The sequence below is a fragment of the Dyadobacter sp. CY343 genome, assembly GCF_021390335.1.
GTDB lineage: Bacteria > Bacteroidota > Bacteroidia > Cytophagales > Spirosomataceae > Dyadobacter.
In genome coordinates this window covers 52,867-77,152 of sequence record NZ_JAJUXK010000006.1, presented here as the reverse complement: position 1 = coordinate 77,152, position 24,286 = coordinate 52,867, and the positions used below count along the sequence as shown (strand labels likewise).

The window sequence follows — 24,286 nt, the reverse complement described above, 5'->3', positions numbered from 1 at the left end:
AGGTTAATTTTCAATGGCAGCAAGACCTTCTCCCGGCACTTCCTGTTCGATCGCTTTGGTTACCCGGGCTACCATACTTTCAACCGACTCGTCAGGCAGAAAATGCATGGGAGGCTTAAAATGAACGGTCAGCTTCGTGTTTCTTTTCTTAAACCGTAAGCCCTTTTTATCAAATGCGCGCCTGAAACCGTTGATCACGACAGGAACTACAATAGGCTGGTGTTCCTTGATCAAATGCGCAGTTCCTTTGCGTACAGGGGCATACGGTTTCGTAGTTCCCTGCGGAAAACTGATCACCCAACCGTGTTTTAAGCCCATTCCGATACGGTCTTGCGCAGAGTTGTCGAGCTCTCTTTTTACACTCTCGCCATTTGCCCGCCACGATCTTTCAATTGTGATAGCGCCGCCCATACTGAATAGTTTGGGCAAAATACCTTCTTTCATTGTTTCCGAAGCCGCTACATAATAACACCTGGCGCGAGGCGAAAAGAGGTAGAATGGCGGCCGGATCGTATCCTTGTAGCCCCATTTGGCTGCGCAAAAAATATGGTATAATGCAATTACATCGGCAAAATAGGTCTGGTGATTGGACAGGAAAAGCACGCCGTGATCAGGCAGGTCGAGGAGCTGGTCGCCGCCAATAATTGTGATTTTATTGACTGCTGTGTAGCGGTAAAAAGTAAACCAGCCTAATATAAATACTAGTAATCTTTTGAATATCAGATAATTGCCGAACGGATCTTTTTCAAAAACGCCAAAGAAGTCGAACTTGACGAGCCACCGGGGCAGGAGACTGAATGTTGTCTTTTTCAAATTCATAGTGTAAAAAATAGATACATCAGCGCAGCGGGTTTGTGGACATGAAAGTAACAACTATTATACCAGTGCGGCGTAATTTAAAGAATAAGCCGAGTTAAAGGGAAATATATTTAAATGCATTCGTTACGTTTGGTCCCTGGTCACTTGGCATGATTCTTTATTTATTATAATAGCTCAGATCACATTTGACCGACTCCTTTAATAACAATCATTTTTCGAATTGTATGAAAATGAAATTTCACATTACCTTACTTGCCGGCCTGGCAACAGTGAGCTTATTTACCGGATGTTCTAAAAACCCCGTCACAGGAAAGAAGGAAATTATTTTTATGTCAAAGGAAAAGGAGATCGCACTCGGCGCAGAATCCCATCCTTCTATTGTGGCTACAATGGGTGTTTATGATGATAAAAACCTGCAATCCTTTATTAATGAGAAGGGAAAAGCGATGGCGAACATCTCCCACCGCCCTGATTTACCATACCAATTCTTCATCGTCGACTCTCCGGTAGTGAATGCATTTGCGGTGCCCGGCGGTTACGTATACTTCACAAGGGGTATTATGGCGCACTTCAATAATGAGGCAGAATTCGCAGGTGTACTGGGCCACGAGATCGGTCACATTACGGCCCGGCATTCTGCCCGGCAGCAAACTTCCCAGATTTTCGGTCAGGTAGGATTAATGGCGGGAATGGTGCTTTCGGAAACAGTTCGCGGATTGGCGGAGCAAACGCAGCAGGCTTTGGGAATGCTGTTATTGAGTTATAGCCGCGAGCACGAAACCGAATCTGATAAAATCGGCGTGGAGTATTCCAGCAAGATCGGTTACGATGCGAAGGAAATGGCTGATTTCTTTGGTACACTTAAAAAGATCAGCGAAAAATCGGGGCAAGCGATTCCGACATTCCAGTCAACTCACCCGGATCCGGGCGACAGGAAGAACAAGGTGGAAAAGCTGGCGACGCAATATCAAACCGAGCATCCTGGCAAGTATAATGTCAACCGCGACACGTATCTCCGCAAGATCGATGGTATTATATATGGTACTGATCCAAAACAGGGTTTTGTAGAAAACAACCAGTTTTACCACCCCGAATTGAAATTCCAGTTTCCGGTACCAAGCGGTTGGCAATATGAAAATTCACCGGCTCAGTTTCAAATGGCGCCCAAAGGAGGGAAGTCGATGATGCTTTTTGCAATGGCAGAAGGTAAGTCGCTGGAAGAAGCAGCGCAGACTGTTGTTAAAAATTACGGTTTGCAGGTTTCGGAAAATAATAAAACTACGATTAATGGAAATCCTGCCATTGTAATGATTTCAACCCAGGCAGCTCAAACACAATCAGGTCAGCAAGCCGCTCCAACCCAGAACTCCATTCAGGTAGCGAGTTGGGTAATTCAGTACGGAGGTAATATTTATGTGATTCACGGTGTGGCGCAGGCAGCGAATTTTGCCGGAAACCTCGGTCAGTTCAAGTCAGTAGCGCAAGGTTTCAAATCGGTATCCGACCCCAATATCCTGAACAGACAACCCGAACGTATCCGTATTAAAACAGTGCAGCGCGACGGATCTTTAAAAGATGCATTGAAAGATATCGGCCAGCCTGACAACAAAATGGACGAACTGTCGATCATCAACGGAATGGGCCTTTCGGACAAGGTTACCAAAGGAATGCTGATCAAAACACTAGGAAAGTAATGTATTGAGACATCAAACAAATCAATTGCCCCGGGCTTCAGTCCGGGGCTTTTTTGTTTATGAGATGTTAAAAACCATTCAGCCTAAATTTTTTGCCATTCAAAAACTATTTCTTAAATAATTTGGTTGATATATCAACACAATATACTTTTGCACCATCATGAATGCTACAATAGATAGATTTTGCGGTTTGAAAGAGGAGATGAAAAACTCTCTCCAGTTTAAACTAGGGCTTGTAACGAAGACTGTTTTCAAAAAAATGAACGCTCAGTTGGTACAGGAAGGTATTCCCGTCTTGGCCGAGCAGCTGCCCATTTTAATGGTTGCGTATTTCCAGGAACACGCAATGACCCAGCAGGATATTGCGAATGTACTTCAAAAGGATAAAGCCGGAATTCAGCGTTCAGTGCAAACTTTACACAAGGACGGGTTTTTGAAGATCGAAAGTGATATTGAGGACAAAAGAAAGAATATGGTATCGCTTACAACTAGTGGGAAATTCGTTTGTGAAAGAATTCAGGCGCTGGTAATCGCATTTGACAACCAGGTAATGGGGCATTTTACAGAAGAGGAACGTAAGACTTTCATCAGTTACCTGGACAGAGTTGCAGCAGTTATCGAGAAATAAAAAAATTTATATTAATAGTTGATATGTCACCAGTAGACGGGTCAACTAAAAAGGGATTAGCCACAACTAATAATGATCAGAACAATGAGAAGTAAATGGATTATCGCAATCCTCGCAATAGCCGCCGCGCTCCCCTCCTCGGCGCAGACTCAATTGAGTCTGAAAGATTGCATTGCGTATGGGATCAAGAATAATGGAAATGTCAAGATTGCGCAATATAAGGAGAGCATTGCAATGCAGCAGGGTCGGGAAGCACTGGCTGGTTACTTGCCGCAGGTAGCGGGTAGCGGCGCTTTGGATGACAACATCAAGTTGCAATCGACTGTATTGCCGGGGGCTCTGTTTGGTGGTGAAGATCGCCGGGTTGCATTGGGTACCAAGTATTCGACCAACGTTTCTGCTCAGGCCGATCAGGTGATCTTTGATCAGGCGCTTTTAGTGGGGATTAAGGCAAACAAGCCAAACCTGGCCAATGCGGAACTCAATTCTCAGAAGACGAAAGAGAATATCATTTTCAATGTTACCGACGCTTATTACCAGGTTTTTGTGACGCAGGCGCAGATCGACCTTTTGAAAGATAACCTCGACAAAACGCAGCAGATACTGGGTACCCTGCAATTGCAGTTGGATAACGGGGTGATCAAGAAAGTGGATTTCGACCGCACGCAGGTAAGTTTGAACAATATCAAATCACAACTGACGCTGGCGGAAAGCAATCTGATTTTATCCCAGAACCAACTAAAATTTGCAATGGGAATGCCGCTTAACGAGCAGCTTGTACTGACGGACAATCCGCTTGAACAGCCTTTTAAACTGGTAGAACCCGAAAAGTTCGATGCTGCTAACCTGACAGATTTCAAAATTCAGAACATCAATATGCAATTGCAATCACTGGAAAAAGAGCGGATCAAGGCAGGTTACCTCCCAAAATTGTCTGTTTACGGAAGATATGGTTTGCAGTCGCTGGGACAAAGTCTGGGTGAATCCTGGGGGAACTGGTTCAGCTTTGGTGCGATCGGTGTGAAATTGTCGATCCCGATTTTTGATAGTTTCAGAAGAGACGCGCAATACAAGCAAGCTGATCTGAATCTTTTGACCCAAAATGAACAACTCAAACTGAACGTTCAGAACTACGAGCTGCAAAATAACAATGCTACAACGCAACTGCAAAAAGCGAAACTGAACCTGGCAAACGATGAAAGCAACGTAGCGCTGGCCAAGGAAGTTTACGATGTTACGACATTGCAATACAAGGAAGGAACGATCACACTGTCGGACCTGCTGAATGCAGAAACATCCTACAAAGAAGCTCAAAGCAATTATATCAACTCCATGCTAAGCTATTATCAGGCAAAACTTGGCATTGAGCAATCGCAAGGATCACTCAACACCTTCTACACAGAACTGCCTTAAAATTCACTCATTCACTCATCGCACCGGCGACCCGGTCAGTCATTCAACATTATTCCATGAAAAGGAAAATAATCATCATCAGCTCCATACTTATCATCGGACTCCTTATTGGGTTCCGACTGGTAGCAAACAAGTCCAAAATGGACGCGAAGAAAGTAATGCCGGATAACAAAAATGTGACGATTCCGGTGACAGCAGTGGCTGTAAAAGAAGGTAGTACAGATCAGCAGCTCGTTCGTACCGGTAGCCTGATCCCATTTAAGGAAGCCGAAATTATGGCAACTTCAGCCGGTAAGGTGTTATCGGTTAAATATGACCTCGGAACCTACGTTTCGCAAGGTGCAACGCTTGTAAAAGTTGATAGTAAATTGAAAGAGCTGTCTCTGGAAGCAACTGAGCTGAATATTAATAAGTTGAAAAAGGATACCGATCGTTACAATAAGCTTTTGGCGGGAAATGCGGCGACCGAAGTGCAGGTTACCGATACCAAATACAACTATGAAACTGCATTGAACCAGGCTGAGCAGATCAAACAGCAGATTAACGATGCAGTGGTAGCAGCGCCTATCAGCGGTCGTGTGATCAAGAAGAACATTGAGCCGGGTGAATTCGTAAATGTAGGAACTTCATTGGGAACCATTCTCGACGTTTCGCGCCTGAAAGTGCAGGTAATGATCTCTGAGAATGACGTTTATAAATTGAAAGAAGGGCAGCACGTGTCGGTCAGTACCAGCATTTTCCCTGATAAAAAAATCGACGGTGTGATCTCTTACATCGCGCCACAGGGCGACGAATCGCACAACTATCCGGTTGAGATTGTGATTAAAAATTCAAATCAACTGAGAGCCGGAACATTCGTTTCCGTAGAATTCAAGCAGAAAAGCAGCCAGAATGCATTGCTCATTCCTAGAAGTGCATTGGTGGAAAGCGTGCGTAATCCTTATGTGTATGCTGTGGAAAATGGTATTGCAAAACGTCGCAAGATTGCAGTTGGGCGCGAATTGGGCGATAATATCGAAGTTTTGTCAGGATTACAATCAGGCGAAACCGTGATCACAACCGGCCAGATCAACCTGAGCGACGGTGCGGCGGTTAATGTTACCAAATAGTTTTCATCAATAAAAGAATAAGAAAATGTCAATCACCGAAGTAGCAGTAAAAAGACCGCTCTTCATCATAGTAGTATTCACGGTGTTGATACTATTTGGTGTGATCAGCTATAAACAATTGTCCTACAATTTGTTACCCAAGTTTGAGGCCAATGTAGTGAGTGTAATGACGACATATCGCGGCGCGGCTGCGGATGAAGTCGAGACCAATGTTACCAAGCATATTGAAGACGCTGTTTCGGCGATCGAGGGTTTGGACCAGATCAATTCAACTTCGCAGGAAGGCGTTTCTTCTGTGGTTATCCAGTTGAAACAAGGTATCAGCGTCGATCTGGCGCAGCAGGAAGCGCAGCGTAAAGTGGAGCAGGTGATTTCACTTTTACCCGATGACGCTGACCGTCCTGTAATCAACAAATTTTCAACCGATGAAATCCCGGTTTTGAGAATGGGCGTTACCGCGAATATGTCGCCATCAGCATTATATGACCTGATCGACGACAAGCTGAAACCACAACTTTCGAACGTTACCGGTGTTGGTCAGGTGACGATTATCGGTGGGACAGAGCGCCAGATCCAGGTAAATATCCGACAGGATAAATTAAAAGCTTATCGCTTGTCAATAGCGCAGGTTTCGGCCGCTATTAATAATGCGAATACCTCGTTTCCGGCCGGCCAGGTGAAAACGCAGGAAGATCAGCTTTCGATTCGTTTTGACGCGAAACTGACTACTGTTGAAAACCTCCGGAATGTGATTGTTGGCCGTAATGCATCGGGCGGACAGGTTTTCCTGAAAGATATTGCCGAAGTATACGACGGTACTGCGGACGCAACTGCGGTAAACCATATTAATGGAAAACCTTCCGTGGCTTTGCAAATTCAGAAACAATCCGACGCCAATGCGGTGGAAGTGAGTAAGCTGACGCAGGAGCGTTTGACTACTTTGGAGAAACAATATGAGTCGGCAGGACTGAAATTCAATATTGCATCCGACCAATCGATCTATACGCTTGCCTCGGCTGATGCTGTTGTATTTGACCTTGGACTGGCGGTACTGATCGTGTCGATCGTGATGTTAATGTTCCTCCACAGCTTCCGGAGCTCGATGTTCATTCTCGTTGCATTGCCATCGTCGATGATCCCGACGTTCATTATGATGAGCTTACTGGGCTTTTCGCTGAATTTGATGACGTTAATGGCGCTTTCTCTGGTCGTTGGTATCCTGGTCGATGACTCGATCGTGGTCCTGGAAAACATCAACCGCCACATGGAAATGGGCAAGAGCAGATGGAAAGCTGCATTGGATGGTCGTGCCGAGATTGGGTTTACTGCCCTTGCGATTACGCTGGTCGACGTCGTGGTATTCGTGCCGCTTGCGATGACTTCGGGTTTGATCGGTAACATTTTGCGTGAATTCTCCCTGGTGGTTGTATTCTCGACACTGATGAGTTTGTTCGTATCATTTACGCTTACCCCGCTTCTGGCTTCGCGTTTTGGTAAAATAGAAGTTTTGGATAAAAACACACTCTGGGGTAGACTGAACATCGGTTTTGAGAATTTCCTGGATAGAATTAAAGAAGAATATGGTCGGTTGCTAACCTGGGTATTGGGTCACAAAAGATATGTGTTCCTGGGTTCTCTGGCATTGATCATTGGCTCTATTGCATTGGTACCAGGCGGTTTTATCGGAGCGGCATTTATGCAGCAAAGCGATCGCGGCGAATTGAATGTTTCGCTGGAATTGGCACCTACTGCATCTGTTTATCAGACCAATCAGGTAGCGCAGCGCGTTGAGAAGTTGCTTTTGGGAAGAAAAGAAGTGACAAAAGTGTTTACCAATGTAGGTTACAGCAGCACCGGATTAGGAACAACTTCGAGCAGCAATATTGCCGATTTGACTGTTCAATTGGTTGATAAAAAAGAGCGTACTATTTCAGCGGACGATTTTAGCAGTGAAATTCAAAAAGAGATCCTGCAAATCCCAGGTGTGAAAGTTACCGTAGCTCCGACTTCCATTACCGGTAATGCAAACCAGGCGCCGATCCAGGTTGCAGTGAAAGGAACTGATATGGCGGTGATCCGTAAAACGGCGGCGCAGGTGAAGGAAATCGTTGCTTCCGTTCCAGGAACTGCCAACGTAGATTACTCTGTCGATGATCCGAAACCGGAAGTAGGTGTGCAGCTGGATCGAGAGAAAATGTCGCAATTGGGCATTAATGCGGCCGAAGTAGGTGCTGCATTGCAAACTGCATTCCGCGGCGACGACCGTTCCAAGTTCAAAGAAAATGGTAAGGAATATGATATTATGGTTACGCTGGACCAGTTTAACCGTTCAAAAGCAGACGATATCCGCAGGTTAAGTTTTGTAAACAGCTCCGGCCAGGCATTCGAACTGTCGCAGTTCGCAACTGTGAAAGAAGGAATGGGTGAAAGCGTGTTACAGCGTATCGACCGTTTGGGTTCGATCAGTATTAACTCGCAGGTTGTAGGTCGCCCCTCAGGTTCGATTGGTGCTGATATTCAGGCAAAAATGGCAAATTTCAAACTTCCCGAAGGTGTTTTCATCGAATACCGTGGTGATTTGAAAAACCAGGCTGATGCATTTGGAAGTCTTGGACTGGCGCTGGTTTTGGGTATTGTGCTCATTTACCTGATCATGGTCGCGCTCTACGAAAGTACCATTTACCCATTTGTGGTATTGTTCTCGATCCCAGTTGCATTAGTCGGCGCATTGACTGCCCTGGCATTAACAATGGAAAGCCTGACTATCTTCTCGATCGTGGGTATGATCATGTTGCTTGGTTTGGTTGCTAAAAATGCGATCCTGATCGTGGATTTCACGAATCAGCTGAAAGAAGAAGGTCACGCATTAAAAGACGCATTGATCGAAGCCGGTAAGGAACGTCTCCGCCCGATCCTGATGACAACTATCGCGATGATCGCCGGTATGCTCCCGATCGCGCTGGCCTCTGGCGACGGCGCGGAAGTGAAAAATGGTATGGCGTGGGTGATTATCGGTGGTTTAACGAGCTCATTGCTGCTGACAATATTCCTGGTACCTAGTGTATATTATGTAGTTGATAAGGTAAAAGAGCGTTTTGCAGGGCGGAAGGCTAAGAAACAGCAGCGGAGAGAAGAGTTGGTTTTGGAAGGGTAAGCACCTGACTTGTCACCCTGAATGCTATTGGGCCTGTCACCCTGAGCGTAGTCGAAGGGACGTGCACGATGCCGCTTACGTCCCGGTCCTCCCTTCGGCTTCGCTCCGGGTGACAGGAGTTGCCGGTCCTCCCTTCGGCTTCGCTCAGGGTGACAGGAGTTGCCGGTCCTCCCTTCGGCTTCGCTCAGGGTGACAGTCATGTGGTTCGGCTTCGCTCAGGGTGACAAGCAATTCTGCTCAATTGACAAGCATATTTATTTTGTAAACTTCCTCTATTGCAAAATCCCCGAAATGGGGATTTTGCTTTTATAACAGCTACTTTTCATCTGCTTTCCTATTCCTCCAATGCGTCTCATTCTGACATTCTGCTAGAGTCTTCAATTCATCCCACCACTCATTTGCAATAGCCTCTTTTTTCTTCCTGCTCCACCTTTTAACCTGCTTTTCAAACGCAATTGCATCATTGATATATTTAAAGCTTCGAGAAAACGCTAGTTGAAGTGGCCGTCGGCTGTAAGTGTAACATGCATCGTTGCATCCTGAATTGTGCTCCTTAAATCGCCTTTCTAATTCATTGGTAACGCCGGTATAATAGCTTTCGTCGGCACATTTTAAAATGTAGACGTGATAAGTTTTCATGCTTGAACAGTGTTTAAGATATAAGTCTTAGACGCTGGCTTCGGTTGAAAGTAACATGTTGAGAAGCTTTTGAGCCGGGAGTTCGGCTTCGCTCACTCTGACAGGGGTTGGGAGTTTGGCTTCGCTCACTCTGACAGGGGTTAGTAGTACCAACTATTTAACAAGAAATGGCCAGAAGCATCGCTTCTGGCCATTTCTTGTTAATACCAGATATTCTTTTTACGCCGCCTTCATCGCCGCCATATTCTGGCAGAAAAACAGCAGATCACGAAAGGTGTAGAAGATATCCAGCTTGCGTGGGTTGTGACCTGCTTGCTGGTCATAACTTTGAAAAGCGCTGTAAATCTCCCAGAGATGCTCGACCATTTCGGCCGGCTTGTTAAGCTCAAAGAGCTGCTGGATTTGCTCGGCATAAGCCAGTGGCAACGAGTCCGGGGACTCATTTGAGTGTGTTTTTGTGTTCATTTTTGTATGATTGTTTGGGATTAAAAAAATTAAAAATGCCCTGTCTTAGGTGTCCCGCGCCCATACAAAGGCGCCCAGGAGCTTTCGCTTGATCCACACCATAACAGGGCAATACTTACTAGTTTTTTCATTTTGCATGCATTTAATTGGGAATGCGAATATGCTGATTTTGTTAGTAGAAATGCAAATTGATATTAACAGAGTTTTCCTGCGGTAAACAAGAACAAATACAACACTCGCAGCTTAAATACAGCTATCCAATCAATTCTTACTCAAACCTGCGAACTATCTCGCACATTCAATCCGGAATAAGTACAATTATAAGCTGTCTAATCTGAAAGTTGAGTTTGTGCTTTCCGAAAAATAAATGTGGCTATCTCGTGGCTCATTTTAATGCCTAATCCATTTTCTGCGCCTTTTCTTGCGGTCAGTAACAAAAATTATGTTTAACTAAAACAGGTTAAGAAAATGAAATTAGTACAAAAATTACCAATCGCCCTGAGCCTGGCGTGCACAATGATGCTGAGCAGCTGCTCGAAAGAAGATGCTCAAATGCCGCAACCACAGGCGGGAAGTGTAAATGAACATTCCGGCGCGAAGACGAATGCTGGTGAGCTTGCGGCGCTTCCTGCTTTTGCTAATACAATCTCGGGTAATCTAGGTTATGAAAAGTTGCCAATAGATTGGGCCAAACTCGACGGACCACTTACCGACCCCTCCATACCTGTGGGCTTGTCCTCCCGCACATCAGTTTGGGGACTTGAGAACTGGAGCGTATTGATAAATCCAAAATGGGTAAAGCCTCTTCCACCGGTTCCCGGCAACCCAACTGCAAATTCTATGGTGACGGTCACGAGCTATGCTCAAAACCCTGAGCAGACGAAAGACAGATCGGGCGTATTCACAACGCTGAATAACTTAAAGCCGGGAACAACATATACGGTAACATTTTATGTGGCGAGCACTACCGTTACCGGGCTGGGAAGTAACCAAGCAACATCGATATGCGCAAAATATGCAGAGATCAAGATGTTGAATGTTGACAATGGAAGCTCAACGAACGCTATCTACTTTTACGGAAAAGAAGCTACTTGGTTGAAAAAGACAATTACATTCAAGGCCAAAGCTAATTCCGCCAAATTTGTCTTCTCAGGTTTGACACAGCTAGGGAACAGGTATTCTTACATTCATCTTTTCGTGGATAGGAATTCACTTAAAGAAATGCATGTTACCCCACAAATGACAGTACTATAAAATCGTAACTTATTGAACTGATCAGCCGTCTCAGATCTTCTGAGGCGGCTTTTTTTGTTTTAGGAAACTACCTTAAATGCGAGCTATATCGCGAAATGCATTACGCAATAGTTGCTATGCATTGATTACAATTCTTCAATAAAAAACCGCCCTACACCGCAGAATAGCCCTAACTGCTCGGTCACTCATTTTCAGCAACTTATTCAATGCATCTCTATTTCATTTGTAGCCAGTGAAAACAATTGTTCAACTTAAACATTTTAGAAAAATGGATGTAATGAAAAAATTACCGATTGGATTAGGGCTGGCTTGCATGATGATGCTGGGAAGCTGCTCGAAGGAAAATGTTGTTTCGCCGGAGGCGCAGATAGCAGGTAAGAGTGGGGTTAGCCCAGCGCCGATTATACTTGAACTTCCAAGTCTGGCACCTACACACGGCACAACCGGCCTAGATGTTTATCCGTTGAAGTGGGAAAGAAATAACAATAACTATTTCGGCGACTTGCAAAAGCTACCTACTGGCACATCTAGCTTTACACATCTATGGGGAGATCCTTCAAATCCTTGGGTGACACCATTGCCAGTTATTCCCTCAGGGCAAAATACTGGTTCAATCCTTACGATTACTACTGGTGCAAGTTCCTGGCAAGACGAGCTGGGCAAAGGTTCATCAGTTAAGAGTGTCATCAAAAATTTGATGCCGGGTAAGCATTATACAGTTAAATTTTACGTGGCAAGTACCATCCCAGCTATACAAGACAGCAGTGTCAATTGTGTGTACGCAAAATCAGCCCGCATAGCGATGTTCTTTCCTAAGCCAAATGCTCCTAGCGTTCACGATTACCCTGTTGACCTGACAAATAGTAACGCGAACTGGGTTGTGAAAACAATAACCTTCGAAGCGCATTATAAAGAGGCAGTCTTTGGTTTTTCAGCCTACGCTCCAAAACCAGGCCAATACTCCTTTGCTCACATCTATGTTGATAAAAACTCAGTTAAAAAGATTGACTGAGCAACTCGCGACTGGTATTCTTTTGTGAAGCCATCGTAAGATTGTTAATCCGTACATCGGAAGAATAAAAAAACTGCCGGCTCAGAACATCTGAGCCGGCAGTTTTGCTGTATATCCTCGAAAAGCAGCTTCCCATAACCCAACAATCAATACCCGTCGGCTTCAGCCAACGGAAAAAACCTTACTTACTAAAAGCCTCTTTCCCGCTATCCAAAAACGCCGCGAAATTCGCCGGATTCAAATCATAATTCTTAGGCTTGACAAGCAATTTCCCATCGTGATCTACCAGACAGTAATGCGGTTGTGCGTTGTTATTGTATTTCACGATCTGCAAATCCGCATTTTGCGCGCCGATCGTTTTCTTCACTTTCTTATCGTAATTGGAAGTGTACCAGTCTTTTTCCGGCAGTTCCGTCTTGTCATCTACATATAAAGCGATGATCACGTAATCGTTTCGCAAACGCTGCATCACCGCTGGATCCACCCAAACGCGCGCTTCCATTTCCCGGCAGTTCACACAACCGTGTCCAGTGAAATCGATGAAAACCGGCTTATTGACCTTTTTAGCATATTCTAATCCTTCTTTGTAATCGAAAAAACCAGTGAGCTCGTGAGGTAAATGAAACAGGTCTGAATACTTTCCGGCAATTTCAGCACTGTTTGCACCAGCTGCTACGCCGGCACTTCTTTTATTGAGATCAAAATCGAGTGTAGACTGCGGAGGAAGGTAACCAGCCAGCGCCTTCAAAGGTGCGCCCCACATGCCCGGCAGCATGTAGATCACGAATGTAAATGTGATAATACTGAGAAGCAGCCGGGGAACGCTCACTTTTTCCAGAACAGAATCGTGTGGGGTCCTGATTTTACCCAAAAGATAAAAACCAAGTAAAGCAAAGATCACGATCCAGAATGCAAGATATATCTCCCTATCTAACAATCCCCAGTGATAAACCTGATCGGCAATACTGAAAAATTTCAAAGCCAGCGCCAATTCAAGAAAACCCAGCACAACCTTCACAGTGTTGAGCCAGCCGCCCGATTTTGGGAGCGATTTCAACCACTGCGGAAACAATGCAAATGAAGTAAACGGAATCGCGAATGCAGCAGAAAATGCCGCCATACCTATAATAGGTTTAACCACTTCACCGCCCGCAGAGGCTACCAGCAAACTTCCAACGATGGGGCCAGTGCACGAAAACGAAACCAGTACCAATGTAAATGCCATAAAGAAAACGCCCGCGTAACCGCCTTTGTCGGCTTTCTGATCCATTTTATTCACAAAACCACTTGGCAAAACGATTTCGAACAAACCCAGAAAAGAAAGTCCGAAAACGATGAAAATGGCGAAGAACAGCAGATTTGGCAGCCAGTGCGTGCTCAGGAAGTTCGCAAAAGCAGGTCCGTTTAGTCTTGAAACGACAGTACCTATTAATGTATAGATCAATATGATCGACGCGCCGTAAACGAACGCTTTCACTTTTCCGCCCTGCTGGTTGGTGAAGTAGCTCACCGTCATCGGGATGATCGGGAAAACGCAGGGAGTAAGTAAGGCTACCAGTCCGGACAGGAATGCCGCGAGTGCAAATCCCCACAATGAACCGCCAGCCGCACTTTCTTCTGTCGTATTATCAGAAGCGGAAGTATTTTCAGAAAGCTTGGAAAAGGTACTGTCGGTGTTCGCGGGTGCGGGTACAGCTGCTGCGGATTCAATTTTACCGGAAGAATCAGGATTTGTTTTTTCAGCATTTACGGGCTGTTCCGCAGCGGCCGTAGCGGTGCCGGCAGCGACTTTTAAACCTTTAAACTCAAAATCCTCACCCCCCGCAACACAAAGACCAGTTACATTGCTGCAAGTCTGATATTCAGAAGTGCCTTTTATAACAGGATTGTCAGTAAGCACCTTGATCGTTTGCTTGAAAACCGCTTTTCCTTCAAAGTACTTTACATTCCCATTCCAAACCTCCTCAAATTTAGTCTTGGGATTTTGCGGTTTGAGTTTTCCGACTACTTCAAAACTATTGTTCCTTTCAAAAGAAACGGTTGTGAGCATCGGTCCGAGGTCGGGATCGAAGTCGGAGGAATACATATACCAATCTTTCTCGATCGCCGCCGTAAATACCAGATCGACGGTCTCACCCTTTTTTACCTCAGGCTTGGAAAAAGAATAGGTCCACTTCGCCTTCGGAGATGTAAGCTGCGCAAATGCCGAAATTGAAATAATTGAGCAGATGAAGAGCAAAAAGATCGGAATACGTTTCATGTTAATATCTATTGATTCGGTAGACTTATGGTCTAATATGGAACGTAATTTTGCCAAAAAAATTCACCAATCACAATTCCGGTTTCCTCCGCCTTCGGTTTCTGTTACCTTTGTGCCCGCCAATTCTGCACAGTAAAATCTGATCTTATGTCAAAGTCTTTATATATCGTCAAAATAGGAGGTAACGTAATCGACAATCCTGATGCGTGTGCACGCTTTTTGCGCGATTTTGCGCAACTGGACGGTTTGAAGATCCTGGTTCACGGCGGTGGAAAAGTAGCGACACAGATTGCGGCCAGGTTGCAGATCGAAACAGAGATGGTGGAAGGGCGCAGGATCACGGACAAGCCCATGCTGGATGTGGTGACGATGGTTTATGGTGGATTGGTTAACAAAAATCTGGTTGCGCAGTTGCAAGCGTTGAAATGCAATGCGATCGGACTGACCGGCGCCGACGGCGGGATTATACGTTCTGTGAAACGACCTGTCAAAACAGTCGATTATGGTTTTGTAGGTGATATTGAGGAGGTTAATGAAAAACAAATAGCTGCGTTGCTTGGCAGCAGCCTGATTCCCGTGATTGCGCCGCTTACGTATACTGATGAAGGGTTACTTTTGAATACCAATGCAGATACAATCGCTTCGGCAACGGCGGTGGCGATGGGAAGTGAATATGATGTCACACTCATTTACTGCTTTGAGAAAAAAGGGGTACTTTCTGACCCCGAAAATGACGATTCCGTGATTTCCAGCCTCACGCCCGGATCGTATGAATCTTATAAATCTACCGGCATAATATACAAAGGAATGATCCCCAAACTCGACGGTGCCTTTGCTGCATTGCACGATGGTGTAAAGCGGGTAAGCATTTGTCATGCAGACGATCTGCTTCTGTCTGCGAAGTCAGCCGCGGGTACTACGATCACGCTCTGATAGCTTCTTTGGCAATTTTACCAATTGTCAAATTTTTCTTTCTTATCTACAATTTTCGCCAGCGTAAATATGTTATATGGCGATAAATAGCGCGCATTTTCTCTAATTAATGCACTTTTTGACCTTAGTTAATAATTTTTTTTAAAAACAGAGAAGGTCTTAAAAAATTTAATGTTAAAATTGTGTTAAATTTATAGTCCTCAACTAATACGCTAATTAATTATGCGAAGAAATCTACTAGGGCTTTTCGTCATGCTTGTGATGTTAAGCACTCCTGTTTTCGCCCAGACTATCACTGGGACGATCAAGTCAGGAACAGACGGTTCCACCTTGCCGGGTGTTTCGGTCTTGGTAAAAGGCACAACTAACGGTACTACTTCGGATGCTTCCGGAAATTTTTCCATTGGAGCGACTTCTGGTAACACATTGGTTTTTTCTTACATCGGCTACAAAACGATTGAAGCGCCGGTTGGAAGTCAGACGGTACTTGACATTACTTTATTAGAAGATGCCAATCAGCTTGGTGAAGTAGTGGTGACTGCATTGGGTATTTCAAAAGAACAACGTGCATTGGGTTATGCAACTTCGACCGTCAACAACGAAGCGCTGATCAAAACAGCTTCTCCCAACTTCGCAACTGCACTTTACGGAAAAGCGCCGGGTGTGACGATCAACGCAACGCCGGGTGGAGCTACTTCCGGTGTAAGTATCAACATCCGCGGTTTCAGCTCGATTACAGGTAATACGCAGCCTCTGCTTGTTTTGGATGGTATTCCTATTCGTAACGGAGAGTCAAGAAACGGCGACTACTGGGGTGACCAACGTTTGCGCGGTAACGGTCTTCTGGATTTGAACCCTGCTGATATTGAGAATATTTCGGTATTGAAAGGTGCTTCTGCTGCTGCATTGTACGGTTCGGAAGCGGTAAACGGTGTTTTGCTTGTTACTACTAAAACTGGTAAAGGCAAAAAGGGACTTGGGGTTGATTTCAATGCAAGCTATAATGTAGACAAGATCGCTTACCTGCCACGCTACCAGAATGTACGCGGCCCGGGTTATCCTTTGAACTACAACAATGGTGGCCAGGATGCGGCCGGATTTATCTATTATGATACAGATGGAGACGGTACGAAAGAAACAAGAGGTTTGCTTGGAGCAACTGTGAACTTTGGTCCTAAATTCGATGGCCAGCCTGTGATGTCATGGGATGGAAAAATCAGACCTTATTCTGCTTCGAACAACAGCTATGCCGATTTGTTCGAAAATGCGAGCAGCTCTAATATTAACCTTTCGATCTCAAAAGCGACTGACAATGCAACGATCCGTTTTTCATTCACCCGCCAGGATAATGGAATGATCAGCTATGATGCGAAGAACAGCAAGAATATCGCCAACCTGAACGCGAGCTTCAACCTGAATAAAAAGCTGAGAACGGACCTGATGGTTAACTACGTGAATCAATACACGTACAACAGGCCATTCAAAGTGGATCGTATGATCAACAACTTTACCGGTATGATGGACCGTTTCGAATCTGCTGACTGGTACAACGAAAAATACCAGACTAGCCTTGGTTATAAATTCGTAAACGGCGCAGGAACACAAAGCTTGACACCAGACGAAAACATTCGTTACAACGGTTTCAAGGGAGATATTGCTGACTACGTTTGGAATACAAGAAAAAACAAGTCTTACGAATACAGCGACCGTGTGATCGCAAGTATTACGCAACACTGGGATATTCTGGAAAGCCTGAAACTGAGAGGTCGTATTGCTACTGACTATACCAACGAAAGATTGGAAAGCCGCGGCTACAGCGCCGTTCCGCTTGCATTCGGTTACTCAGGTGATTTTGGAATGAACAACAACTTGTACAATAATGTATACGGTGACATTCTTTTGACCTACACTAAAAAAATCGGTGAAGATATGACTGTTTCAGCATTGGGAGGTTATACAGCCAACAGAACGCTGAACACATTCGTGTCGAGATCAACCAACGGCGGATTGAGCACTGAAAATTTCTTTGATGTTTCTGCAACTGTCAATGTTGCGAATGGTAACCAAACGCGCAGCAGATACCTGAGAGATGCTTACATGGGTACTGTTAACTTCGATTACAAAAACTTCGTTTTTGTGGAAGGTACTATCCGTAGAGACCGCACTTCTACTTTGGCAAAAGGAAACAATGCATTCGTTTATCCTTCTGTTAATGCCAGCTTTGTGTTCACGGATGCGTTTTCTCTGCCATCTTTCTTTAGCTATGGTAAATTGAGAGGTTCGTTCGGGGTTGTGGGTAACTATCCTGAAATCTACCGTGCAAACGTAGCCTTCGGACAAGGTAACCTGAGCATTCAGGAAAGAGGCGGTGCTTCGGTATTATATACCAACATGAGCGCTGAGCGTGGTAACGACAGAATCCGTCCTGAGCAGAAACGCGAATTCGAATTTGGTTTGGAAACGAAATTGTTCCAGAACCGCATTGGTCTTGATATCGCTTACTACAATGCACAGATCGTTGATCAGATCCTTCCTTTGAACATCGCCGCAACAACCGGTGCACGTACAATTCTTGCCAACATCGGTACTTTGAGAAATCAGGGTGTGGAAGTTGCATTCAATGTAAGCCCGATTAAAGCGACTAATTTCAATGATTTCAACTGGGATCTGACTTTGAACCTGGCAAGAAACGTGAACAAAGTGGAGAAGCTTGCTAACAACTCTACTGAATTGCTGCACGCTGATTACGACGGAAACGCGGCTCAGGTAAGATCAATCGTTGGTCAGCCAATGGGAGATATTTACTCGCACGGTATCCTTAGAGATGCAAACGGAAGAGGTGTTGTTGGTCCAAATGGTCTTTACCAGCTTGACGGAAACAACTGGATCAAAGTAGGTAATGCAATGCCTAAGCTGACAGGTGGTTTTATAAATGCTTTCAGCTTCAAAAACTTCACACTTGATGCGGTAGTCGATTTCAGAGTTGGCGGTCACATTATGCCAACCGGTATCAACTGGATGACTTCAAGAGGTTTGACAGAAGAAAGTCTTAACAATATGGATAAAGAACACGGTGGTTTGTCATACTATGTGGATGCAAACGGAAAAGGTGTTCAGACTTCGGAAGCTGCCGGTCCAAATGGTCAGCCTGTTTACAATGATGGTATGTTGATGGAAGGTGTAACTGCTGCCGGCGAAGTAAACACGAACGTAGTTTCACAAGCAACTTACTATAATGCAACTTACAACTGGGGTGGTCCTCAGTACGGAAATGCGCGTTACGAGTTATTTATCCAGGAAAATACCTATTTCAAAATGCGTGAGCTTTCTCTTGCTTACCGTCTTCCTGCGAATATCGGAAGAAAGCTGGGTGCACAGAACATCTCGCTGTCGGTTTTCGGACGTAACCTTTTCTTCCTTTACAGAACTGTAAAAGACCTGGATGCGGAACAAACCAACATCAGTACAAGATGGTATGAAAACATCAGCAACGCGGGTAGCAATCCTTCGTTCCGTACAATGGGTGTCATGCTGAGAGCCAGCTTCTAATTTTTAAAAAGATCATGACAATGAACAAAATATCATCATTCATATTGGCGGGACTTATGCTGGTAGCAGCGTCCTGCAGCGAATCCGAGTTTACTGAAAGGTACCCGGATCCTGCGAAAATTTCCGAAACAACCATTGAAAAGCAATATACCGGTATCATGTATACCAGCCGGGAATATGTGCTGCCAGGTTACGGGAACTACTTTGTAACGTTGCGCACAAGCCTTAACCGCTACACGCAGGCGGTTGGCTGGCCTTTTGAGTCAGGAAACTATGTGCCGGGCTCGGCGGGTGTACAGGACCTTTGGTTTAATTACTATAATACCCTTGCCCAGTACCGCGAACTTGAAAAAGTGTACGCAAGCAAATCGGAAGAAGAGCAGGCTAACAAAAAGATCTTTATGATGACCGCAAAGATCTACCTGTACGACTACACGCAGCGCGTTGTTGACCTTTTTGGAGCGATTCCTTTCACCGAAGCAGGTATGCTGAGTGCAAAAGACGGAGATTATGCGTCTTCAAATGCAAAGTTTGATTCAGCTGAGTCGATCTACACTTTGATGCTGGATGAATTGAAGGCACTTGCTACGGAATTGAATGGAGTTACTTTGAATGCAGGATATCAGAAATCTTTCCAGACTTCTGATTTTGTAAACAAAGGAAACCTGACGATGTGGAAGCGTTATTGCAACTCACTTCGTCTGCGCATGCTGAGCCGCGTTTCTGCTGCTCCTGATTTCAAGGCAAGAGCTACTACCGAAATGGGAGAGATCCTGGGTAACACTGCCACTTTCCCGATCGTGGAAACTAATGATCAGAATATTCAGATCAATGTTTTTGATGTCAATACCGACATTAACTCAAAAGGATTTCAGGATGGTATTGCTTCCGGCGGTGGTGACTGGTTTGGTAACACAGCTGGTAAAAAGATCATCGATCACATGAATGCAAATGCAGATCCACGTTTGAAAATTGTTTTTGAACCAGGTCAGAATGCAAAAGGGGTGTATGCAGGTATGGACCCGCAGGCAACCAATGCGGTGCAGACTGCTCAATATCAAGCTGGACTTGTAGCGATCTACAACCGTTTCACATTGAGCCACAACCAGTTTTTCCCTGGTGTGATCATCAATGCAGCACAGGTAAATCTGATCAAAGCAGAATACTATCTGAATGCAGGAAACGACGCGATGGCAAAAACTGCTTATGAAACAGCAATTTCGCAATCCGTGAAGTTCTACAATTCGATCCTGGCTATCACCAATGCGCAAGGTATTACCAACGCGACTATTCCTACTCCCGCAACCGACGCTTCTATCACTGCTTACATCGCAGGAAACGGCGTAAACTGGACAGCTGCTGGTACTCCGGCTGCAAAATTAAGCCTGATCGCAACGCAGAAATGGTTGCATTTTAACCTGGTTCAGGCTTACGAAAACTGGGCGGAAGTACGCAGATTGGATATGCCAACGCTGCAATTCCAGACTGACAATGCAAATAACCAGACTACGCCTCCTGTAAGATGGAACTACCCTGGTAATGAGGTTACTTACAATCCTGAAAACTACGCTTCTGTGAGAGACAGTGATAAATTGACTCAGCGGATTTTCTGGGACGTTAAATAGTAGTACCTGAATTAAAAAGAATAGATTTAGTTAGAATGCAAAAAGAGGCAGACCGTTTGGTTTGCCTCTTTTTTTGATTGGCGAATTATTTCTTTCTGTTCGTTAAAACCAATAGCTGCGGAAACGACATCGTGCCGCGGGCCATCAATGCGGTCATTTCGCTGATCGTATGAAAGTAGGAGCCGAGTACAATATCAATATCCCCGTCCTGATCGAAATCGGCAGCCTCCATGGTCAACCACTTACCCGCGCCTGCCAGCGGAGATGAATGGGCTTTAAAGGTCATTTTACCTTCGTTGGAAAGATATATGAATCCGTGTGCAGGATTATTCAGGTCACTGTAAAATGAAGTTGCCGCAATGTCCAGATCGCCGTCCTGGTCAAAATCCCTTGCTATCGCCTTACTCGCGCCGTGAAGTGGATAAAACCAGGCTAGCTTAAAGTTGTCCTTGCCGTCATTGAGATAAAGCCTGACGCCGTGGTAGTTTTTCTCAACCGGCGAAAGGTCCCAGTTATCCCCGTTTGTCAACAGAATATCCTGAAACCCGTCTTTGTTAAAATCCACCAATTCGAAATATGCCATTCCGTACGAGGGTGGAAATTGGAGCAATACCTTTTCTTTAAACTTCCCGTTTCCAAGATTATAGAAAATAGAGATTTCTTCCCGCGCCTGCGCCATCAACGCGATCACGTCGGGTTTTTTATCTTTGTTAAAATCAAATATTTCCGTTTTGCGGGCGCCGGGCAGTTCTTTCAGAATGTGTTCTTTATCTGATTGAAAATCGTCCAGCCAGAACAGTTTGCCACTATGGTTCCCAAAACCGGAGATCAGCGCGTCCGCTTTTCCGTCCATATTCAAATCGTCGGCACTGAACTGTACAGGCCTTGGCAGATTCTGAATGTTAACCATATTCTGCCCGCTGGCGGCGGTTTTTGATACAGACATTAACCTACCAATCCGCTGATCAGAAGGCTTAAAAACGCCGATCGTTAAAAGTCGGGGCGGTGCATTTTTAGGGAAATCAATATCAGTAGGCGCGGAGTCGATCCAAAAGTTTTCTTTCAGTTGATATGCATTGTCAAGTACAAATAATGCATTCTGATCATCGCCGACATACAGTTGCGAGGTACCCGGGTCGAATTTGAGCAGTGTAGTTTTCGGTGCAGCAATATCGGCCACACTGAAATGTTGTGCTGAGAAAAGCGGAAGTGAGTCAGAAACAGGACTTGTACCCGTTTGCGGAAAGGGCACATCCGGTGACTCGTGGCTGTAATAGGAGACGATCTTTTGCCAGTCAGTTTCTGACATCAGCGCCGTTTCCGGGTATATATTAAGTTGCCGGATCACTTTTTCTTCCTCGGGGATCAGATCCGCAAGCGGGTCCCGCCCAGGAAAACGCAGTCCTAGCCGCTCGCCCATATTGGGCAGCACGCTTGTAACCCAGGTATTTTTATCCAGTAATGCAGGTTCGGGGAAAAGGTGGCAGCGCTGGCAATAGTCTCTTGCCAGCAACTTTCCCTCGGCAACCGAGTCGGCTTGCAGTTTCTGAGTTAAAATCACGGACTCTGCAACCGGCATTTTCCAGGCTATATTTACCCACAAACAGCCACTCCAGATAAAGAACGAAACAAGCAATCCCTTCTTCGGAGTGAGCATTTGATTGTCAGCTTATCAGTTTGTCAAGGGCGTGCTGTACTTTTTCGTAACCAAATGCAGCCAGTTCTTTCTGCATTCTCGCACTGATTTCCGCAGTTTGCAAATTGCCAATGCTACCCTCGTGGGTGTGTTTTAAATCACGTGGTGCAACATAAGTTCCGTCCGCGATCTCCGCCCCGACCTGACGATAAGCGTCGCGGAAAGGCACGCCATTGATCACCAGCTCGTTCACGCGTTCCACGCTAAATAGCAGGTCGTATTTAGAATCTTCAAGCAGATCCTGCTTCACTTTCATGTTTTCAAGCATAAAAGCAGCGATATCCAGACAGTCCAGTATTTCATCAAAAGCAGGCATTAAAATCTCTTTCAATAACTGCATGTCCCGATGGTAGCCGGAAGGTAGGTTGCTTAAAACCATTGTTATTTCCATAGGTAGCGCCTTCATGCGGTTTGTTTTCGCGCGAAGCAACTCTGCTACGTCCGGGTTTTTCTTGTGCGGCATAATGCTGCTCCCCGTTGTAAGATCGTCGGGTAAAATTATGAAGCTAAAATTCTGGCTGTTGTAAAGACAAACGTCCATCGCAAGTCGGGATACCGTCGCCGCGAGCGAGGAAATAGCGGTCAACGCCGCCTGCTCGGTACGTCCGCGGCTCATTTGCGCATATACTACATTATGATGCATTCCTTCAAAACCAAGTAAGTCAGTCGTCAACTGCCTGTTAAGCGGGAAAGACGATCCGTAGCCCGCCCCGGAGCCGAGTGGATTGCGGTTTGCGAGCCGGTAAGCCGCATTTATCTGTATTATATCGTCAATTAAAGCCTCGGCATAGGCCCCAAACCAAAGTCCGAACGAAGAGGGCATTGCAATTTGCAAATGCGTATAACCAGGCAGCAGATCGTTTTTATGCTCCTCGGATTTGGACGCCAATACATTAAAAAGCTTTTCGGTCGCAGTCGCCACATCAAACAGGCGGGCACGCGTGTAGAGCTTCATATCCACCAGAACCTGGTCGTTTCGCGAGCGGCCGCTATGGATCTTTTTGCCGGTATCTCCGAGTTTTCGGGTCAAAAGCAACTCTACCTGCGAATGCACATCTTCCACGCCATCTTCAATCACAAACTCTGCTTTTTGAACCTGTGCATAAATTCTTTTCAGTTCTTCTGTCAATGCTTTCAGGTCATGGGAAGTCAGCAGACCGATTGTCGCGAGCATGGTAGCGTGGGCTATATTACCCAGTACATCAAATTCGGCCAGGTGCAAGTCCATTTCGCGGTCCTTTCCAACCGTAAATCTTTCTATTTTTTCAGAAGTAACAGTATTTTCCTTTTGCCAGAGTTTCAAAATGTGCGGCTGTTAGTGATTTAATGAAGAAGCATTCAAAGTGTCAAATTTACGCGCAATCACGTTTATAACCCTTATTCCGTCAACTGAAGTTGACGGAAATTTATGGGTCTCCGGTTTTCTATATTATTTGGAGTTACTTCTGTTTGGGTTGATCGTCTCGATGATTTAACCTGTATTATATGAGCTGGACAAGCATTTGGGTTCACGTTGTATTTGCAACCAAGCATCGCTACCCGTTTCTTAACGACCGTATCCGAGGGAAGATTTTTTTTCATATGAGAGAAAATGCGATCTCAAAAGGTATTCAGATGAACGTTGTGAATGGCTATAAAGATCATGCACATTGTCTGATATCTTTAGGCCGCGAGCAATCATTAAGTAAGATTGTGCAACAAATTAAAGGAGAATCTTCCTGCTGGATAAATCAGAATAAGTTGACAAAAGATAAATTCGTCTGGCAGGACGATTACTGGGCTGCGAGCGTAAGCGAGCGGCACGTCGACAGGGTGCGGCGCTATATTCTTAATCAGGAGGCGCATCATACGAAGAAGACGTTTAAAGAAGAGATCAACGCTTTCGCAAAAAAGAACAATTGGCCGCAAGTAAATTGGCAGGATCCGAAAGAAATAAATGATGTATCATCCGTCGACTGAAGTCGACGGGAATTGATTGGCATCAGTCATGAAAGCCCAAAATCAATAGCCGTTCACTTCAGTGAACGGAAAACGAA

At 45.1% G+C, this 24,286-nt stretch carries 17 protein-coding genes; 11 read left to right on the top strand and 6 right to left on the bottom strand.

All coding sequences use genetic code 11. The features are described 5' to 3' along the window. Positions 1-3: 3 nt before the first annotated feature. Complete coding sequence (locus tag LZG94_RS20125) at positions 4-819, bottom strand: 1-acyl-sn-glycerol-3-phosphate acyltransferase (protein ID WP_215234907.1); 816 nt, start codon at positions 817-819, stop codon at positions 4-6. A 230-nt stretch (positions 820-1,049) separates the two neighbouring features. Here LZG94_RS20125 and LZG94_RS20120 point away from each other — a divergent pair, with 230 nt between their 5' ends. The 5 genes from LZG94_RS20120 (at position 1,050) to LZG94_RS20100 (ending at position 8,817) form a co-directional block, all read left to right on the top strand. Continuing rightward, positions 1,050-2,513 (top strand): M48 family metalloprotease, encoded by a 1,464-nt coding sequence (locus LZG94_RS20120; RefSeq protein ID WP_233793590.1) that lies wholly within the window; start codon positions 1,050-1,052, stop codon positions 2,511-2,513. 259 nt (positions 2,514-2,772) lie between these two features. Next, positions 2,773-3,141 (top strand): MarR family winged helix-turn-helix transcriptional regulator, encoded by a 369-nt coding sequence (locus LZG94_RS20115; protein WP_233793589.1) that lies wholly within the window; start codon positions 2,773-2,775, stop codon positions 3,139-3,141. A 72-nt stretch (positions 3,142-3,213) separates the two neighbouring features. Beyond that, positions 3,214-4,554 carry a TolC family protein gene (locus LZG94_RS20110; RefSeq protein ID WP_233793588.1) on the top strand — a complete coding sequence of 447 codons (1,341 nt, stop codon included), beginning with the start codon at positions 3,214-3,216 and terminating at the stop codon, positions 4,552-4,554. Between the two features lie 56 nt (positions 4,555-4,610). After that, on the top strand, positions 4,611-5,663 hold the full coding sequence (locus LZG94_RS20105) for an efflux RND transporter periplasmic adaptor subunit (protein ID WP_233793587.1): 1,053 nt from the start codon (positions 4,611-4,613) through the stop codon (positions 5,661-5,663). Between the two features lie 25 nt (positions 5,664-5,688). Then, entirely contained in the window at positions 5,689-8,817 is a 3,129-nt protein-coding gene (locus LZG94_RS20100) for an efflux RND transporter permease subunit (RefSeq protein WP_233793586.1), read from the top strand. Between the two features lie 315 nt (positions 8,818-9,132). Here the strand turns inward: LZG94_RS20100 and LZG94_RS20095 are convergent, their stop codons facing one another. Beyond that, positions 9,133-9,456, bottom strand: coding sequence for a GIY-YIG nuclease family protein (locus LZG94_RS20095; RefSeq protein WP_233793585.1), 324 nt, complete (start codon positions 9,454-9,456; stop codon positions 9,133-9,135). 219 nt (positions 9,457-9,675) lie between these two features. Then, a complete protein-coding gene (locus LZG94_RS20090) occupies positions 9,676-9,921 on the bottom strand; it encodes a hypothetical protein (protein WP_233793584.1) in 246 nt (81 codons plus the stop codon). 468 nt (positions 9,922-10,389) lie between these two features. Between LZG94_RS20090 and LZG94_RS20085 the strand changes: the two genes are divergently transcribed. Then, a complete protein-coding gene (locus tag LZG94_RS20085; RefSeq protein ID WP_233793583.1) occupies positions 10,390-11,175 on the top strand; it encodes a hypothetical protein in 786 nt (261 codons plus the stop codon). Between the two features lie 232 nt (positions 11,176-11,407). Beyond that, positions 11,408-12,187 carry a hypothetical protein gene (locus LZG94_RS20080; protein ID WP_233793582.1) on the top strand — a complete coding sequence of 260 codons (780 nt, stop codon included), beginning with the start codon at positions 11,408-11,410 and terminating at the stop codon, positions 12,185-12,187. Between the two features lie 181 nt (positions 12,188-12,368). On the opposite strand, the gene LZG94_RS20075 is transcribed toward LZG94_RS20080, so the two are convergent. Then, positions 12,369-14,447 (bottom strand): protein-disulfide reductase DsbD, encoded by a 2,079-nt coding sequence (locus tag LZG94_RS20075; protein ID WP_233793581.1) that lies wholly within the window; start codon positions 14,445-14,447, stop codon positions 12,369-12,371. A 147-nt stretch (positions 14,448-14,594) separates the two neighbouring features. On the opposite strand from LZG94_RS20075, the gene argB reads away from it, so the two are divergent. From argB to LZG94_RS20060, 3 genes are all read left to right on the top strand, one after another. After that, on the top strand, positions 14,595-15,380 hold the full coding sequence (argB, locus tag LZG94_RS20070) for an acetylglutamate kinase (protein WP_233793580.1): 786 nt from the start codon (positions 14,595-14,597) through the stop codon (positions 15,378-15,380). Between the two features lie 222 nt (positions 15,381-15,602). Further along, positions 15,603-18,929, top strand: coding sequence for a SusC/RagA family TonB-linked outer membrane protein (locus LZG94_RS20065; RefSeq protein WP_233793579.1), 3,327 nt, complete (start codon positions 15,603-15,605; stop codon positions 18,927-18,929). A 20-nt stretch (positions 18,930-18,949) separates the two neighbouring features. Further along, a complete protein-coding gene (locus tag LZG94_RS20060) occupies positions 18,950-20,554 on the top strand; it encodes a SusD/RagB family nutrient-binding outer membrane lipoprotein (protein WP_310589446.1) in 1,605 nt (534 codons plus the stop codon). Between the two features lie 85 nt (positions 20,555-20,639). On the opposite strand, the gene LZG94_RS20055 is transcribed toward LZG94_RS20060, so the two are convergent. Then, positions 20,640-22,211: a VCBS repeat-containing protein gene (locus LZG94_RS20055; RefSeq protein ID WP_233793578.1), complete on the bottom strand. Its 1,572-nt coding sequence runs from the start codon at positions 22,209-22,211 to the stop codon at positions 20,640-20,642. Between the two features lie 7 nt (positions 22,212-22,218). Beyond that, complete coding sequence (gene argH, locus LZG94_RS20050) at positions 22,219-23,553, bottom strand: argininosuccinate lyase (RefSeq protein WP_233793577.1); 1,335 nt, start codon at positions 23,551-23,553, stop codon at positions 22,219-22,221. 182 nt (positions 23,554-23,735) lie between these two features. Here argH and tnpA point away from each other — a divergent pair, with 182 nt between their 5' ends. Continuing rightward, entirely contained in the window at positions 23,736-24,209 is a 474-nt protein-coding gene (tnpA, locus tag LZG94_RS20045) for an IS200/IS605 family transposase (RefSeq protein ID WP_233793576.1), read from the top strand. Positions 24,210-24,286: the final 77 nt, after the last annotated feature.

Coding starts and splice junctions, on each gene's coding strand:
- LZG94_RS20125 (WP_215234907.1), bottom strand. CDS start 819: ATGAATTTGAAAAAGACAACATTCAGTCTCCTGCCCCGGTGGCTCGTC.
- LZG94_RS20120 (WP_233793590.1), top strand. CDS start 1,050: ATGAAATTTCACATTACCTTACTTGCCGGCCTGGCAACAGTGAGCTTA.
- LZG94_RS20115 (WP_233793589.1), top strand. CDS start 2,773: ATGAACGCTCAGTTGGTACAGGAAGGTATTCCCGTCTTGGCCGAGCAG.
- LZG94_RS20110 (WP_233793588.1), top strand. CDS start 3,214: ATGATCAGAACAATGAGAAGTAAATGGATTATCGCAATCCTCGCAATA.
- LZG94_RS20105 (WP_233793587.1), top strand. CDS start 4,611: ATGAAAAGGAAAATAATCATCATCAGCTCCATACTTATCATCGGACTC.
- LZG94_RS20100 (WP_233793586.1), top strand. CDS start 5,689: ATGTCAATCACCGAAGTAGCAGTAAAAAGACCGCTCTTCATCATAGTA.
- LZG94_RS20095 (WP_233793585.1), bottom strand. CDS start 9,456: ATGAAAACTTATCACGTCTACATTTTAAAATGTGCCGACGAAAGCTAT.
- LZG94_RS20090 (WP_233793584.1), bottom strand. CDS start 9,921: ATGAACACAAAAACACACTCAAATGAGTCCCCGGACTCGTTGCCACTG.
- LZG94_RS20085 (WP_233793583.1), top strand. CDS start 10,390: ATGAAATTAGTACAAAAATTACCAATCGCCCTGAGCCTGGCGTGCACA.
- LZG94_RS20075 (WP_233793581.1), bottom strand. CDS start 14,447: ATGAAACGTATTCCGATCTTTTTGCTCTTCATCTGCTCAATTATTTCA.
- argB (WP_233793580.1), top strand. CDS start 14,595: ATGTCAAAGTCTTTATATATCGTCAAAATAGGAGGTAACGTAATCGAC.
- LZG94_RS20065 (WP_233793579.1), top strand. CDS start 15,603: ATGCGAAGAAATCTACTAGGGCTTTTCGTCATGCTTGTGATGTTAAGC.
- LZG94_RS20060 (WP_310589446.1), top strand. CDS start 18,950: ATGAACAAAATATCATCATTCATATTGGCGGGACTTATGCTGGTAGCA.
- LZG94_RS20055 (WP_233793578.1), bottom strand. CDS start 22,211: ATGCTCACTCCGAAGAAGGGATTGCTTGTTTCGTTCTTTATCTGGAGT.
- tnpA (WP_233793576.1), top strand. CDS start 23,736: ATGAGCTGGACAAGCATTTGGGTTCACGTTGTATTTGCAACCAAGCAT.